Source organism: Janthinobacterium sp. KBS0711, from assembly GCF_000988085.1.
Lineage (GTDB): Bacteria > Pseudomonadota > Gammaproteobacteria > Burkholderiales > Burkholderiaceae_D > Janthinobacterium > Janthinobacterium lividum_E.
The window spans coordinates 146825-162151 of the sequence record NZ_LBCO01000010.1 but is presented as its reverse complement, the minus strand read 5'-3'; the positions used below and the strand labels follow the sequence as shown (position 1 = coordinate 162151).

Genomic DNA, 15327 nt, shown 5'->3' with positions numbered 1-15327 from the left:
CCGCCAGCCACGCCATCGGCTCGAACGCGCTGATCGAAGAGGAAGTGGCCGTGTTCCTGGCCGAGGAATTGCTCAAGCGCTACCCGGACTTGCTGGCAACCCGCTACGGCACCAAGATCGGTGAAGTCGACGCCATCGGCGTGGTCGAGGGCATCGCCGCCAAGCGCGGCTTCCGCATCAAGGGCGGCGACTACGATTTCGAGAAGGCGTCGCACACCCTGCTGCTCGACTACCGCAGCGGCATCCTGGGACGCATCTCGCTGGAAACGCCGGACACGCGCGCGGCCCTGATGGCCCAGCACGCGGCCGAGATGGCGGAAAAAGCGGCCAAGGCGGCCGAGATCGCCGCTGAAAAGGCGAAGAACGCGGCGCGGGGCAAGCGCGGGACTTAACTAAAAAAAGCCGCTAGTTAGCGGCTTTTTAAATTCTGGGGTCAGACCCCCGGTGATGTTGGCGCTGAAGTTGGCGCTGAACCAGCCGTTAGCGGTGGCGAGGGTCTGACCCCGGCTTTCGGCGCCCCCGTCTGACCCCGGCGCGTTGCTAATTTCCGCCAGTCGTTCCAAACCGGAAACTGGTCACCGCCAGCGCCCCAAAAAAATCCTCCTCGTGATACACGACCTGCGCCGCTTCCTGCTCGGCCGCGCCGAGCGCCACCATCAGCGGCAGCAGATGGTCTTCCTGCGGATGGGCCTGGCGCGCGCCCGGTGCCCTGTCCCAGGCCAGCAATTGCTGCAATCTTTGTTCCGGCGGCAAGGCCATCGTCTGGCGCAGCCAGGCGTCGAACTGGTGCGAGGCGACGGCGCCCGCCTGGCCGAACTGGCGCAGGTTATGGTAACTAAGGCCGCTGCCGACGATCAGCACGCCTTGCCGGCGCAGGCTGGCCAGCGCGCGGCCTACTTCGACGTGGGTGAGCGGGTCGTAGCCGTGTTTCAGCGACAGCTGCACCAGCGGCACGTCCGCCTGCGGATAGATGGGGAACAGGGCGCTGAAGGTGCCGTGGTCGAAACCCCGTTCATGGTCGAGGCGCGCCGGGTGGCCGGCAGCGTCCAGCAACTGTTTCACCTGCGCCGCCAGCTCGGGCGCGCCGGGCGCCGGGTACTGGATTTGATAGGTGTGCGGCGGAAAGCCAGAGTAATCGTAGATCATGCCCGGCCGGGGGCTGGCCGAGACGAGAAATTGCGGTCCTTCCCAGTGCGCCGTGACGACGAGTACGGCTTTCGGGCGCGCGCCGATCTGGCGCGGGATATCCTGCAACGACGCTTCGAGCACGTCGTAGCGGCCGCCGAACTGGTCTTTCATGAACGGCCAAGGGCCGCCGCCGTGCGACAGGAAGTAGGTAGGGAAGGTGTGTTCTTGCATGGCGGCTCCGCAGTGGAATGGCTGATGCTATCGATGATAGTCATGCCCAGTCAGTTGATCAAGATCGCAATTATTGATATATCATTTCCAATTTGTTGATGATTGGGCCGTCATGGATACCTTGCGCAGCATGCGCGTGTTTCGCGCCGTGGTGGAACTGGACAGTTTCGTGCGCGCCAGCGAGCGCCTCGACCTGTCGCCGGCCATGGTCAGCAAGCACGTGATGCACCTGGAACGCCACCTGGGCGCGCGTCTGCTGAACCGCAGCAGCCGCCACCTGAGCCTGACGGAAATCGGCAAGGTATATTTTGAACAGTGCCGCGACATGCTCGACAACCTCGACGAGGTGGAAGCGACGGTCGGCCGCACGACGGTGGTGCCGCGCGGCATGCTGCGCCTGAGCGCTCCCGTCTGGTTCGCCAACGCCATCTTTACGCGCACCCTCGTGGCCTACCGCGAACGTTTTCCGGAAGTGACGTTCGACATCGACTTGAGCGGCAGAGTGGTCAACCTGGTGGAAGAGGGCTTCGACCTGGCCCTGCGCGTGAGCCAGGCGCCATCGCCGGCCCTGATCGCGCGGCCCATCGGCAGCATCGCCTTTCACCTGGTGGCCGCGCCCGCCTACCTGGCGCGCGCGGGCCATCCGCACGTGCCGCAGGACCTGGCGCAACACGCCATGATCAGCTATTCCTTGTTGGCGAACGGCAACGAGCTGGCCTTCGATGGGGCTCAGGGGCGCGAGACAGTAAAATTCTCGCCCGTCCTGCAATGCAATAACGAAAGCCTGCTGCATGCGGCCGCGCTCGACGGCATGGGCATCGCCCTGCTGCCATCGTGGCAAACGGATGCGGACCTGGCGGCCGGGCGCCTGGTGCGCCTCTTCGACGATTTCAAGCTGGCGGGCGGCAGTGTCTACGCCGTCTACACGAGCCGCCGCTACCTGTCGTCGAAAGTGCGCACCTTCATCGACTTCCTGGCCGACGAGGCGCGCCTTGGAAGCTGAGGGCCGCCGGCCAGGCGTCGATGCGCCATGCCGGCCACTTGCCCATCGCTTGCGGCGCCGTGCGCCGTGCGTATAATGATTCGCTTTTGCCATCCTTCCTGTTACCGTGCGTGCGCGCCCCGGTAGCGCACCCAGCTTTCCGCCATGATGCCTGCCCTTTCCGCCCTGACCATCGCCGCGCGAACCTTGCTGCTGTGTGCCCTGGCCATGCCGGCGTGCGCGCAGGAAGGCGTGGCTGGCGTGGATGGCGCTGCGGCCGGCGTCATGCATGGCGACTTGTCCGCCGAACTGGCGCAGGGCGGCCAGCACAGCGTGCGCGGCGCCCTGTCGCGCGACCAGGGCGGCATGGTGCTTGACGTGGCCGTCGACGGCCTGCGCAATGGCAATTACCGCGACGGCAGCGTGTTTCACCAGCGCGGCTTCAACGGCGGCGCGGAATGGAAGCTGCGCCAGGGCCGCTTCGGCTTCAGCGCCGACCAGCTGAAGCAGGACACCCGCTATCCCGCGCCCGAGGCGCCGTTCCTGGCCTTGCTTGCCGCCCGCCCGGAAGACCTGTACCGCTATGAGGTGCGGCGCGCCAGCGCCTTCGTGCAGCGCTATGTGGGCAGTTTCGAGCTGGGCGTGGAACTGTCGCAGCGGGAAAAGCGCGCCACGGCCCACTATGCGGGCGAGGACGGCAGCAGCGAGTCGACGTACAGCAGCCGCCGCCGGCAGCTGGCGCCACGCCTGCGTCATTACGGCAAGGTGGACGGCGTGGGCACGGATACGGAAGTGGGCCTGGACCTGATGCAGTGGCAGCGGCGCTCGGGCCGCGATGGCGATGCGCAGCGCCGCCAGTATTCGCGCGCGCTGCTGCTGCGCGAAGAGCTGGCCTTCGGCGGCGCGTATGCGCCGCGCCTGCTGCTGGGGCTGCGGCATGAACAGTTCCAGCTCGATCCGGCCGACATGCCCGCCGGCGGCAGCGACTGGGAAAACCAGAATGCCTGGGACGTGCAGGGCAGCCTGCAATTGCGCCCGCAACTGAGCGTGTACGCCAAGGCCGCGCGCAGCTACCGCATCGACGACGATGGTTATACCCGCGCCGGCTACCGCCCGCTGGCGGGACAGCTGCGACGCGACATGGAAGTGGGCGCCACCTTCGGCGACGCGGCGCGCAGCGCTTCCGTGCGCGTCTTCAGCGAGCGCCTGAGCAACCAGATCGTCTTCGACCAGAACCTGGGACAGCTGGGCTTTGCGGGCAACCTCGACCCCTCGCGCCGCGACGGCGTCGCCATCGAAGCCAGCATGGCGCTGGCGCGCGACTGGCGCCTCGACGCTCAGTTGCGGCAAGTGCATGCGCGCTATGACGATTACGCCTACGACGGCCCGGACATCGCCCTCGTGCCGAAGACCCTGGCCAGCCTGCGCCTGTACTGGACGGGGCAGGGCGGCGCCAGTGCCGATGTCGGCATGCAATGGCTGCGCGCCCTGCGCTATGGCCCCGATTTCGCCAACAGCTGCCTGGCGCAAGTGCCTGCGTTTGCCACCGTGGACGGACGTTATGCGCGCAAGCTGGGCGCCTGGGAGCTGGAACTGGCCGGCAGCAACCTGGCCAACCGCCGCCATTACGGCGATGCGCCGGGCTGCCGTTCCAGCATTTACCTCAACGATGCACGCCAGCTGCGCGTGTCGGCGCGCTACCATTTCTGAGGCAGGGGCGCAGCGGGGCTTAAATGCGGCTTAAGCGGACGCAAACGGAGCGGATAAAAGCGCTTTTTTTCCGGCAGTGCGACATCGTCCGGCGCAAAAAGTGGTAATCTCGCCCCGTTCACGACCACTTATGATGAAGGATTTATATGCGTTTTCTGCGTTTCTTGCGTCCCCTGCTTGCCGCCGTCACCCTGGTGGCGGCCACCGGCGGCGCCATGGCGGCCGATACCGGCTTTACCACGCTCACGACGCCAGTGCGTACGGACACGGGCAAGAAGGTGGAAGTGGTCGAGTACTTCATGTATTCGTGCCCGCATTGCTACGCGCTCGATCCGCTGATGCACGACTGGGTCAAGAAGCAGGGCGACAAGATCGCCTTCCGCCGCGTCCACCTGGCTGCCACCGGCCCGAAAGACTCGCAGGCGCACGCCTATGCCACCCTGGAAGCGATGGGCCAGCTGGACCAGTTCCACGACAAGATCTTCCGCGCCATCCACGTCGAGCGCAACCGCCTGAACCGCGATGACGCCATTCTCGACCTGCTGGTCAAGAACGGCATCGACAAGGCGAAATACCTGGACATGTTCAATTCGTTCGGCGTGCAGACCAAGCTGAAACGCAACGAGCAGCTGATCGCCGCCAGCAAGATCGACAGCGCGCCGACCATCGTCATCGATGGCCGCTTCGTGACGTCGCCGGCGCAGCTGTCGCGCCCTGGCCAGTCCGAGCCGCAAACCCAGACGGCAACCCTGCGTGTGATGGATGAACTGGTGGCGCGCGTGCTGAAAGAGCGCGCACCGGCGCCAGCGAAGAAGTAAGCGGAGACGTCATGAAACAGCTGCCCTGGACCCTGTGCGTACTGGCCCTCGCCCTCGTAGCGTGGCTGGCGATTGCCATCGTCAACGTGGAAAACCAGCGCAATGCGCTGGTGACCAAGGCTTGCGTGGACCCCGCGTTCAAGAACGAGGTCGATGCGAAATGCCTGGCGTCCGTGCAGTCGCGCGAACACTGGTGGCAGCATCTGACTTACGCCATGACGCATTTCCGGAATTGAATGTGTCAGTACGAAAAACCCGCCGCGCGCGGGTTTTTTTTCGTCCGCGTATGATGAAGCCACAACTATTCAGGAGGGACGATGAAGGAAGTGATCTTGATTACCGGTAGCAGCCGCGGCATCGGTGCGGCGACGGCGCTGCTGGCGGCGCGCCAGGGCTATGCCGTCTGCATCAACTATGTGCGCGACGCGCAGGCGGCCGAGGCACTGTGTGCGCGCATCGTGGCCGACGGGGGCGAGGCGATCGCCGTGCAGGCCGATGCCAGCGATGAAGCGGACGTGGCGCGCCTGTTTGCGGAAGTCGACGCGCGCCTGGGGACGCTCACGGCGCTGGTCAACAATGTGGGCGTGCTGGAGCAGAAATGCCGGCTCGTCGACATGTCCGCGCAGCGTCTCGAACGCGTGCTGCGCACCAACGTGATCAGTTATTTCCTGTGCTGCCAGCAAGCCGTGCGGCGCATGTCGACGGCCCATGGCGGGCAGGGCGGGCGCATCGTGAATGTCTCGTCGGCGGCGGCCCGCCTCGGCTCTCCGGACGAATACATCGATTACGCGGCCTCGAAAGGCGCCGTCGATACCCTGACCCTGGGCCTGGCGAAGGAAGTGGCGGCCGAAGGCATCCGCGTCAACGGCGTGCGGCCCGGCATCATCTATACGGAGATCCACGCTTCGGGCGGCGAACCGGGCAGGGTGGCGCGCCTGGCGCCCGGCGTGCCGATGCAGCGGGGCGGCCAGCCCGAAGAAATCGCCGACGCCATTTTGTACCTGCTGGGGCCGGGCGCCAGCTATGTCACAGGCAGCATCCTCGACGTGGCGGGCGGACGCTGATTTTCAACTTCAGTAAGCGACTGATTCAAGCACGGGGCCAATTATCAAGCGCGGCAAGCGGGTCCAGAATGGCGGTGTGCCATGTGCACGCCGATTAACTCATTTGGAACTACTATGCCCGCTTTTGCACCCGCCCTCCTGGCACTGTCGCTGCTGTCCGCCGCGCCAGCCCATGCCGCCATGGATTTGCCCATGCCGGCCCAACTGTCCGGCGCCACCGCCACGGATAAAACGGCGCTGGCCGCGCGCCGCTACGCCGCATTCTGGCAAAGCGGCGACCCGGCCCTGGCGCGCCTGGCGCTGGCCGACGATTTTATTGACCGCACCTTGCCCGCCGGCCGCCCGCAGGGATTGGCCGGTCCGCTGCAGGCGTCGCAAGTGTTCCATGCGGCCGTGCCGGATTTGAAGGTGGTCATCGAGGAGATGCTGGTGGCCGGCGACCGGGTGACCCTGCGCCTGCATTTCACGGGGCGCTTCACGGGCGTCTTCCCCACGCCGCAGGGCGAGCTGCGCGGCCAGGGCCAAGCCATCGATTTCCATGCGTTCGACCTGTACCGCGTGAATGGGCAAGGGCGCATCAGCGACAACTGGCACCTGGAAGACAATCTGACCCTGCTGCGCCAGCTGGGCGTGCTGGCACCGTGAGGGCGGTCCGCTAGGGCTGCGCCGGCAGCGCGGAAAACTGCTGCAGCAGGAAGTCGACCAGCAGCGTGACGCGCGGCGGCTGGAAGCGGCTGCGCCGGTACAGCAGGTTCAGGGGGACGCTATCGGCAAAGTAATCGTCGAGCACCGTCTGCAAGCGCCCCGCGCGCAGGTCGTCGCCGATGTCGAGCAGGGATTTGTAGGCATAGCCATGGCCGGCCACGGCCCAGCGGCGGATGATTTCGCCGTCGTTGCTGTGCCATTCCCCTTGCAGGCGCAAGCCGTGGCGCTTGCCGTTTTCGCGGTAGCGCCATTCCTGCGGCGCGCCGTCGCCAGCCGTGAGCACGAGGGTGGGCAGCGACGCCAGGTCGCGCGGCGTGGCCGGCACGCCGACCCTGGCGGCCAGCCCGGGCGCCACGCACACGACGCGCCGGCCCGGGTGCAGCAGGCGCGCCACCATGTCGCTGTCGGGCAGCTCGCCGTAGCGGATGGCCAGGTCGACGTCGTCCTGCACCAGGTTGGCCGTGGCGTCCGTCAGGGTCAGCGCATGGCGCACTTGCGGGTGCAGTGCGGCAAAGCGGTCGAGCATGGGCAGCAGCAGCTGGCGGCCGATGTCGGACGGCGCCGAGATGCGCACCACGCCGCGCAGGGCGCCGCCGCCCGTGTGCAAGCCGTCTTCCGCCTGCGCCAGCAAGTCCAGCGCCTGTTCGCTGTAGCGGCGGTAGTGCAGGCCTTCTTCCGTCAGGCGCAGCTGACGCGTCGTGCGTTCGAACAGGGTGGAGCCCAGCGTCGTTTCCAGGCGCGCGATGGCGGCGCTGGCGGCGGCCGGCGACAGGCCGTGCTTGCGGCCGGCCGCGGAAAAGCTGCCCAGCGCCGCGGCGTCGAGGAACAGGGCGATTTCCGCCAGGCGTCCGGCGCCGCCGCGTATCATGCCGGGTGCGCGGCCGCTGGTTTCGGCGCCGGGGCAGAGTGGGGCGTGATCACCACGGTGCACGTGGTGCCGGCCACCAGCAGTTGTCCTTTCGGCTGCTCGTCGATGTGGATGCGCACGGGCACGCGCTGCGCCAGACGCACCCAGTTGAAGGTGGGGTTGACGTCGGCCAGCAGTTCGCGGCCCGTGGCGACGTCGCGGTCGGTGATGCCGCGCGCGATGCTCTCGATGTGGCCGTGCAGCGTGCCGCCGCTCATCAGATTCATTTCCGCCTTGTCGTCCTGCGCCAGCATGCCCAGCTTGGTCTCTTCGAAGTAGCCGACGACGTAGTACGAGGCGCTGTCGATGACGGCCAGCTTGGCCGCGCCGACGGCGGCGAAATCGCCCTTGTGCACGTTCAGGTTCGTCACGTAGCCGCTGACGGGCGCGCGCACGGTGGTGCGCTCGAGGTTCAATTGCGCCAGCGCGCGGGCGGCCACGGCGGCCTGCACCTGCGACGTGGCCGAGGTGGCCGCGAACGCCGCGCTTTCGCGGCTTTCCGTCGAGATGATGCTGGCGTCAAGACCCGCGCGGCGCTGGGCTTCCTTGCCGCGGCGGCCCTGCTCCGTCCTTTGCGCTGCCAGCACGGCATCGGCCTGCGCCAGCGCGCTCGCATAGCGTTCCTTGTCGACGACGAACAGCACGTCGCCTTTTTGCACTACCTGGTTATCGCGCACCAGCACGTCCGTGACGGTGCCGGCCACGTCGGCGCTGATGTTGACGATATCGGCCTTGATGCGGCCGTCGCGCGTCCACGGCGACTCCATGTAGCGGTCCCAGACGGTCTTGCCTATCCACAGGGCTGCGGCCAATAGCAGCAGGGTGATTGCATAGCGGGTCAGTTTGCTTACCATGTCGGCAGCCTTTCCTTGATCGGGTTGAACGGTTTTTTTTATTTGTAGCGCTATTTGTAAAGCGATAAAGCCAGCGCGCCGAAGATGGCAATGAAGATGCACAGCCGCGCCAGCGACGGGTGCCACACCATGCGGTACACGCCCAGCCAGCCCAGCACGCGGTCGAGCAGGGTTTGCAGGGCTATGCTGAGGAGGAACAGGGGCAGCAGGGTAGGAATCAAGATTCCGAACAGGGCGAATTCACGCGGCATGGTGGTCTCCGGCGCTAGGCGCCATGTGGTCGAGCAATGAGGTGTAGATCGAGTGCAGGTCGGCCAGCGCCGTCTGCAGGTGCGCGCTCCGTTCGGCGGTCGCATCGGCTTCCGTCTGGGCCGCGCGCACCACTGCGCCCGCCTGCAGGGTGGCCGCCAGCGCCGCCTGCAGTTGCGCGTCGCCGCGCGTGCGCAGCCAGCCGGCGATGTGGTCCACGCACTGCTGCAGCGCGTGGCGCGTGGCGCCCGGCCGGGCGGTGGCGATCAGTTCGCGCAGTTCGATCACGGAATGGCCGATTTCCAGCAGGGTCAATGCCTGGCGCACGACGGCGCGCGTGGCTTCGCCCGGCGCCGGGCCGGCCGCCGCATTGAGCTGGCTGAGCAGGTCGCGCACGCGGTTGTCGAAACGGTGTTTGACACGGCGTGCGGGCGCCGTGCACGCATGCAGCGCTTCGCGCCACAGGGCCCGGCCGATGTGGTCCTTGTGGCCCATGGTGTGCTCGGGCAGCAGCACGGCAAACACCAGGGCGGCCAGCATCAGGCCCACGATCAGCGCCATGCCCGTGTTCAAAAAGGCCGCGCCATCGACATGCATCACATTCGTCGGCGCCATCTGCGTGATGAAGGTCGACACGCCCAGGCCCACGCCCAGCTTGGCCGGATTGGTCATCAGGTACAGGCCGACGGCGAGGAAGGGCGCAAAGCTGAGCACCAGCATGGGGAAGCCGTCGCCATGCACCAGCACGAAATACACGCAGACGAGCGAGAGCGGCATGGCGATCAAAAAGCCCGCCAGTACCTGGCGGATCATCAGGATGGGACGTGGCGAGGACGAAGCCAGCGCGCAGAACACGGCCGCCATCAGCATGGCCGTGCTGGCGTAGGGCCAGGCTAGGAAGTAGGCGCCCAGCGCCAGCAGGGCCAGGCTGATGCCGGCGCGCGCGCCGCTGGCGAGCACCAGCGCGGGCGGCGTCTTCGGCGCATACGCTTGCGGCGTGCTCACGTCCAGCGGCGTGTCGTGCACGAGGCTGAAATACACTTCGTGAAAACGGCTCATGTCGCGCGCGAAGCGCTCGAGCAGTTCGCACACGGTGTCGAAATCGATGCGCTGCGCATGCGTGATGGCGGCGCCATCGATCTGCGCGCGGGCCTGCGCCAGCGCCGTTTGCAAATGCCGCTGCATGGTGTCGAGCGAGTCTTGCGACGGCGTCGCCTGCAGCGCTTCGGCAACGATGGCGTACAGGGGCGCGCACGCTTGCATGACCTGCGTTTCGCCATCGCGCTGCAGGCGGTCGAACAGGCGGTGGAAGGTATAGAAGGTGGTCAGCGCCGTCATGAAGGTGGCGTTGAAGGCGTGCAGCTTGCGGTTTTGCGCGCGCACGTGGCCCACTTTGCTGGTCACTTCGAACAGGGCGGCCGAGCGGCCCAGTTCCAGCGCCGCCACGTCGGCGGCAAACTGCAGATGCGTCAGTTCCACCTGCGCCGGCGTGAGCTTTTGCTGCAGCACATCCTGGCAAAAGGTGAGGAATTTGCCGTAGCGCGCCTGCACCGTGCGCATCACCTGCGTGCCCTGGTGGCGCGGCAGCAGCACGCTGGAGACGGCGGCCGAGCAGATGATGCCCAGGCTCACTTCAGCCACGCGCGTGACGGCCAGCGAGAATACCTGCATCGGCTGCTCGATGGCGGGCAAGACGATCATGCAAGCCGTGTAGCCGGCCAGCACGTACACATACGACTGGGCGTTGCGGTGCAGGGCCGAGCCGCTCGTGCACAGGCCCACCCACAGGGCCAGGCCGCCGAACAGCAGCACGGGCTGCTGCGGGAACAGGCCGATCAGGGTCAGCGCGGCCGTGCATCCCAGCAGGGTGCCGCACAGGCGGTAAAAGCTTTTTTCCAGCACCATGCCGCTGCTGGGCAGGGCCAGGATGATGGTGGTGGTCATCGCCGTGCTGGGCGAATCGAGGCCCAGGCGGTAGGCCAGCCACAGGGCGCAGAACGCGGCGATGAGGGTCTTGCCGACGTAGATCCAGCGTTCGCCTTCCGTCGCGCGCCAGTCCTGCAGCGCCAGCGCCAGCCAGCGGGCCGCCCGGGTCAGGGGGCCGTCTATAGGTGTTGTTGCTGTGGCTGGCGTCATCGATAGGCTATCAGTTCTGGTTGTTGAGATTGTTCAAATTGCGCAGCTGGCGCATGTACAGCTTGTCGAGCACTTGCAGCTCTTCTTCCGTAAACCCTTCGTACAGGGCCGACGTTTCCTGGTACACGTCGGGCAGCGCCGTTTCGATCAGCGCGCGGCCCTTGTCGGTCAGCGAGATCATCACGGAGCGGCGGTCGCCGGGGCGCGTGCCGCGGTGGATCAGGCCGCGCGTTTCCAGGTCGTTGCACACGCGCGTCAGGTTGGCCGGTTTTTCATGGCAGGCCATGCCCAGGGTGCAGGCGTTCGACGTTTCGTCGTCCGTGCCGTACAGCACGGCCAGCACCATGTAGCTGGCATCGACCAGGTCGTGCTTTTTCAGCGCGGCGTTGGTCAGATCCTTCATGCCTTTTTGAATGTGGTACGTCATGCGCAATAAACGCATCAGTTCCATGGGGAAGCCTGGCATGCGCGTGCGGATGTTTTGCAGCCGCTTGGAGGTGGCGTCAAAAGCGGTCATGTCATATTCCTTCATGTGTGAATAAAGTTCCGATTGTATCTTGTTGAGCTAGACCAATGCCAGGATTGCAAGCTTATATGCCGCCTCCCAGTGCATTCATCAAGGAAACGTACAGATCGAGTTCGCGTGCCCCATTTTGCGCCTGCTGCTGTTCTTCCGCCAGCAGCGCCACTTGCGTGTTGAGCATGGCGATGGCGTCGCTCATGCCCGCCTTGTACGCCTTTTCCGCCAGGTCGCGCGCGCGCTGCGCCGTGGCCAGCGCCTGCACGGTCAGCTCGTGTTGCCTGGCCAGCGATTGCGCCTTGGTGACGGCATTGGCCACGTCCGACATGGCGTTGATGACGGTGGCGTTGTACTGCTCCACGGCGCCGTCGTACACGGCCGTCTGGCTGCCCAGCTGGGCGCGCAAACGGGCGCCGGCAAAGATGGGCAGGCTCAGCGCGGGCGAGGCGCCGCGGATCTGCGAGTTGGCGTCGAGAAAATGGCTGAAGCCGAAGGCCTGGAAACCGGCGAACGCCACCAGGTTGACGTTCGGGTAGAACTCGGCCTTGGCGGCGTCGATGCGCTGCGCCGCCGCTTCCACTCGCCAGCGCTGGGCGGCGATGTCGGGGCGGCGGCCGATCAGGTCGGCAGGCAGCGCGGCGGGAATGGCCAGCGGCTGGTCCAGGCGCAGCACGGGGCGCGTGAGCGCCGCGCCGGCCGCCGGACCCTTGCCCGCCAAGGCCGCCAGCTGGTTGCGCAGCAGGGCCAGCGATTCGGCCGACTGTTCCAGCTGGCGGCGTCCGGCCGGCAAGGTGGTTTCGATTTGCGCCACGTCAATATCGGTGCCGATGCCGGCCGCCTTGCGCTGGCGCGTGATGTCGAGGATGCGGGCGCGCTGCGCCAGGCTGCGTTCGATCACGTCCTGCAGCTGGAATTCGTACGACAGCTGGATGTAGGTGCGCACCAGGGCCGTTTCCAGCGCCAGACGGGCCATCTGCGATTCGGCCGACGCCATCTGCACGTCGCCCAGGGCGGCGGACAGGGCGGCGCGGTTGCGGCCCCACAGGTCCAGGTCGTACGAGGCCGTGACGGTGGCCTGGTTGCGCCACGCGTAATTGCCGGCCAGCGGCGCGGGCGTGCTGCCGTGCTGCGAATACAGTTCGCGGTTGATGGAGATGGCCGCGTCGGCTTGCGGGCGGGTCTTGTCCTCGGCTGCACCGGCCAGCGCCTCGGCCTGGCGCACGCGCGCCTGGGCGCCGCGCAGGGTGGGGCTGTCGGCCAGGGCCTGGTCCATCAAACGGTTCAATTGGGGGTCGTGCAAGTCTTGCCACCATTGCGTGCGCGGCCAGGCGATCGCTGCGCTGGCGGCGGCATCCATGGCCTGGCTCGCCTGCAGTTTATTGGCGTCGAGCATGGCCGATTGCGGCGCGATATGGCCCATGTCGGCGCAAGCGCTCAAGGCAAGGATCAGGCTAGCGGCAAGCAAACGGCGGTGCAGGGACATGCAGGAACTCCGGAAGAAGGTGTTGGGGTAATGCTGACAGCTCGCCGCGGTGAGCGCCGGGAGTGGCCCGGGTGCTGCGCCGCAACTGAGGTGTGTTACTGACTGACTGAAACCGGCTGACTGGTTTCTTATTGCACGACGTGTTTTGCCGTTTGCGCGACGTCAAAGTCCGCTTCCGTTTGCGGGATCAGGCCAGCCTTGCGGGCGGCGTAGAACTCGGCCATGACTTGTTCGCGCGTCACCTGGCTGGCGGCGGTGGCCGGCGTTTTCGGGTAGTCGACTTCGCTGGTGGCGATTTCGCCGGCGTTGCGGGCACGGATGTATTCGGCCGTGACTTGTTCGCGCGACAATTGCTGGCCCGTGGTGGCAGGCGCGGCGCTTTGGGCGAAAGCCGAGGTAGCGGTGGTGATGGCAAACAATGCTGCGATGAGTGATTTGGCTTGCATGATAAGACTCCAAAATGTGCATGATGGCTGGGTGGATGGGCCGGATCGCCACGTACCGGTCGGTTCGGCGGCATGGCGCTGTTGGGCGCCGTGCCGCCGATGAAGCAGTTTCTGGATGAGAAAATGCTTACTTGAATTAACTATAGCAATGAATAGTACATTTGTGAAGTAATTTATGAAAATAATTGTGCGCCGCCGCATTTGCCCCCAGGAAAATGCCGTGCAGGCGTGCGCCGCTGGCCGGGCCAGGGGAGTAAGCTGGTTTTTTTATTAACGGAGGCAGTCATGAGCGGTAGTTCACTCGATCCGGACAATTTGCCCGTCACCCCCGACCGCGTCCTGGGCAGCGGCCACGGCAAGGGCGCGCTGGGCCCCAGCGACAGTTCCGACAGCGGCAGCGACATGCAGGGCGTACCGGGCCAGGACCCGGAAGAGCTCGATAACGACAGCGATGCGGCCGGCACGGGCGAGCGGGCCGGCGTGGAGCCGCGCAATACGGCGCCCGACGGCGGCGACATCGACGTCGATCATGTGGAAAGCATGACGCCCGTGCAGCCAGCAGAGGAGGGTGATGGCGAGCCCGGCGCTTCCCGGACGCCAGCGCCGCGACCCTGATGCCATGGGCTGGTCGCAAATTGCCGCCGCTGTGTCGCCATCAGCGTAAAATGGCGGCAAGGCGGCGTGCGCGCCGCCATGGCCAGCCGGCCTGCACAGGATAGGATGTCAGAGGATGCAAACGCAGATGTCGCAAGAGAAAGAAAAAGACTTGATGTCGATGTACCGCGAGACGCGGCCGCGCGAGTTTTTTGGCGAAAAAAGTAATACCAATCACCTGGCCTGGAGTTTGCTGGTGATGTTGCTGGCGCTGGCGTTCTGGCTCGTCGTGGCCCTGGCTGCGGCGGAAAACCAGCGCTATGCCCTGGAAACGAAGGCGTGCCAGGATCACGTGTTCCCCACGGAAATCGACACGTCCTGCCTGAAACAGGTCAAGTCGCGCGACCACTGGTGGCAGCACGTGGGTCATGCGCTGGTGCGCATGGGCGCCTGAGCCGGCACAAGCTGGCTGAACGATCTGGCTGAACCTGGCGGCGGCCGCGAGGCCGGCGCGGTGATGGAGTGCGGGAGGCGCCATGCCACGCGATCACTCGCGCGAGCAGCCGCAATGGCTGCTGGCGCGCCACAGTGCCTTGACGGCGCGCCAGTTGCTGCGCGCCTATGGCTTGCTATGCCTGTTTTCTCTCGTCATTGCCGCCGCTTTTGCGCTGCGCGGCCTCTGGTACATTCCCGTTTTTTCGTTCCTGGAACTGGGCTTGGTGGCCGCCGCTCTGCTGCATTACCTGCGCCACGCGCGCGACTATGAACATATCGCCCTGCGCGATGGCGAACTGGTCATCGAACAGGTCAGCGCCGGCCACTGTCGGCGCCACCACTTTTCCCCGTGGCGCACGCGCATCGCCGTGCCGCAAGGGCCGCGCCAATTGATACACATCAACGATATGTGTAATGCTGCCCGCCATGTGTCAGTGGGCGTCTTCGCCACGCCGGAACGGCGCCGGCAAGTGGCGCAAGAACTATGCGCGCTGCTGCCGCCCTATTTGGGCCCGTAAAACTGGAAAGTCTGTACCACCAGCAAGGTGGTGGGGAAGCCCGTGATGGTCTTGAATTGCTTGACACCGGTGATCTTGTAGGCGCCGGCCTGGAACTCTTCCCCTTCCGCCCAGCTGTGATCCTTCATGGCAAACTGCAACAGATGCTTGTCGTTATAGCGGTAGCTGAAGATGGTGTAGGCGCCGACGCGGCTGGTGACGACGAAGCTTTCATCCTGCTGGTCGGCGATGAGCAGGATGCCCGGATAGCGCTCGATGCCCGCCTCCTCGTTCTGGATTCTCAGGATCACGTCGGTAAAACTGCATTCCGCGTCGCGGATCTTGTCGCGCTTCGTGGCGATCTTCATCACCTCGTCGTAGCTCTTGTTATGCACGATCGACCATTGCGGCGAGTCGCAATAATTGGCCGCGCGGGCGTTGGCCGCGCAGGACAGTAGCAGGCACGCGGTGATGGCGGTGATGGCGGGGATGGCTTGCATGGAACCTC

Annotated in this window: 18 protein-coding genes and 1 pseudogene; 10 read left to right on the top strand and 9 right to left on the bottom strand. The window is 65.8% G+C overall.

The window, feature by feature from the left end; genetic code table 11:
• A pseudogene (locus VM94_RS28890) lies at window positions 1-392 on the top strand (ribosome biogenesis GTPase YlqF); the annotation flags it as partial.
• Between the two features lie 148 nt (window positions 393-540).
• On the opposite strand, the gene VM94_RS06165 reads toward VM94_RS28890, so the two are convergent.
• Window positions 541-1359 (bottom strand): DODA-type extradiol aromatic ring-opening family dioxygenase, encoded by an 819-nt coding sequence (locus VM94_RS06165; RefSeq protein WP_046682663.1) that lies wholly within the window; start codon window positions 1357-1359, stop codon window positions 541-543.
• Window positions 1360-1471: 112 nt separating this feature from the next.
• Here VM94_RS06165 and VM94_RS06160 point away from each other — a divergent pair, with 112 nt between their 5' ends.
• The 6 genes from VM94_RS06160 (at window position 1472) to VM94_RS06135 (ending at window position 6578) form a co-directional block, all read left to right on the top strand.
• Window positions 1472-2362, top strand: coding sequence for a LysR family transcriptional regulator (locus VM94_RS06160; RefSeq protein WP_046682662.1), 891 nt, complete (start codon window positions 1472-1474; stop codon window positions 2360-2362).
• 144 nt (window positions 2363-2506) lie between these two features.
• Window positions 2507-4051 (top strand): TonB-dependent receptor domain-containing protein, encoded by a 1545-nt coding sequence (locus VM94_RS06155; protein WP_082127585.1) that lies wholly within the window; start codon window positions 2507-2509, stop codon window positions 4049-4051.
• 146 nt (window positions 4052-4197) lie between these two features.
• On the top strand, window positions 4198-4869 hold the full coding sequence (locus VM94_RS06150) for a thiol:disulfide interchange protein DsbA/DsbL (RefSeq protein WP_046682661.1): 672 nt from the start codon (window positions 4198-4200) through the stop codon (window positions 4867-4869).
• A gap of 11 nt (window positions 4870-4880) precedes the next feature.
• Window positions 4881-5105: a hypothetical protein gene (locus VM94_RS06145; RefSeq protein WP_034751769.1), complete on the top strand. Its 225-nt coding sequence runs from the start codon at window positions 4881-4883 to the stop codon at window positions 5103-5105.
• Window positions 5106-5186: 81 nt separating this feature from the next.
• Window positions 5187-5933, top strand: a complete 747-nt coding sequence (locus VM94_RS06140) for an SDR family oxidoreductase (protein WP_046682660.1) — start codon at window positions 5187-5189, stop codon at window positions 5931-5933.
• A 114-nt stretch (window positions 5934-6047) separates the two neighbouring features.
• Window positions 6048-6578, top strand: a complete 531-nt coding sequence (locus VM94_RS06135; protein ID WP_046682659.1) for an ester cyclase — start codon at window positions 6048-6050, stop codon at window positions 6576-6578.
• A 10-nt stretch (window positions 6579-6588) separates the two neighbouring features.
• On the opposite strand, the gene VM94_RS06130 is transcribed toward VM94_RS06135, so the two are convergent.
• The 7 genes from VM94_RS06130 to VM94_RS28475 form a co-directional block, all read right to left on the bottom strand.
• Window positions 6589-7506: a LysR substrate-binding domain-containing protein gene (locus VM94_RS06130; RefSeq protein ID WP_046682658.1), complete on the bottom strand. Its 918-nt coding sequence runs from the start codon at window positions 7504-7506 to the stop codon at window positions 6589-6591.
• Window positions 7503-8399: an efflux RND transporter periplasmic adaptor subunit gene (locus VM94_RS06125; protein WP_046682657.1), complete on the bottom strand. Its 897-nt coding sequence runs from the start codon at window positions 8397-8399 to the stop codon at window positions 7503-7505. Before VM94_RS06125 ends, VM94_RS06130 begins: the two co-directional genes overlap by 4 nt.
• 50 nt (window positions 8400-8449) lie before the next feature.
• Window positions 8450-8650, bottom strand: a complete 201-nt coding sequence (locus VM94_RS06120) for a DUF1656 domain-containing protein (RefSeq protein WP_034751763.1) — start codon at window positions 8648-8650, stop codon at window positions 8450-8452.
• Complete coding sequence (locus VM94_RS06115; protein WP_046682656.1) at window positions 8640-10784, bottom strand: FUSC family protein; 2145 nt, start codon at window positions 10782-10784, stop codon at window positions 8640-8642. Before VM94_RS06115 ends, VM94_RS06120 begins: the two co-directional genes overlap by 11 nt.
• Window positions 10785-10794: 10 nt before the next feature.
• Window positions 10795-11301 (bottom strand): MarR family winged helix-turn-helix transcriptional regulator, encoded by a 507-nt coding sequence (locus VM94_RS06110; protein WP_046682655.1) that lies wholly within the window; start codon window positions 11299-11301, stop codon window positions 10795-10797.
• A gap of 73 nt (window positions 11302-11374) precedes the next feature.
• The gene (locus tag VM94_RS06105) at window positions 11375-12787 is read right to left on the bottom strand and encodes an efflux transporter outer membrane subunit (protein ID WP_046682654.1); all 1413 of its coding nucleotides are present in this window, start codon (window positions 12785-12787) and stop codon (window positions 11375-11377) included.
• A gap of 128 nt (window positions 12788-12915) precedes the next feature.
• Entirely contained in the window at window positions 12916-13233 is a 318-nt protein-coding gene (locus VM94_RS28475; protein WP_046682653.1) for a DUF4148 domain-containing protein, read from the bottom strand.
• A gap of 285 nt (window positions 13234-13518) precedes the next feature.
• Here VM94_RS28475 and VM94_RS06095 point away from each other — a divergent pair, with 285 nt between their 5' ends.
• The 3 genes from VM94_RS06095 (at window position 13519) to VM94_RS06085 (ending at window position 14840) form a co-directional block, all read left to right on the top strand.
• The gene (locus VM94_RS06095; protein ID WP_046682652.1) at window positions 13519-13848 is read left to right on the top strand and encodes a hypothetical protein; all 330 of its coding nucleotides are present in this window, start codon (window positions 13519-13521) and stop codon (window positions 13846-13848) included.
• 115 nt (window positions 13849-13963) lie between these two features.
• Window positions 13964-14281: a hypothetical protein gene (locus VM94_RS06090; protein ID WP_046682651.1), complete on the top strand. Its 318-nt coding sequence runs from the start codon at window positions 13964-13966 to the stop codon at window positions 14279-14281.
• An 82-nt stretch (window positions 14282-14363) separates the two neighbouring features.
• The gene (locus tag VM94_RS06085; RefSeq protein ID WP_046682650.1) at window positions 14364-14840 is read left to right on the top strand and encodes a DUF2244 domain-containing protein; all 477 of its coding nucleotides are present in this window, start codon (window positions 14364-14366) and stop codon (window positions 14838-14840) included.
• On the opposite strand, the gene VM94_RS06080 is transcribed toward VM94_RS06085, so the two are convergent.
• Window positions 14825-15327 (bottom strand): hypothetical protein (locus VM94_RS06080; protein ID WP_235432856.1); only part of this gene is annotated, 503 nt, incomplete at its 5' end. The two genes, VM94_RS06085 and VM94_RS06080, sit on opposite strands and share 16 nt — an antisense overlap.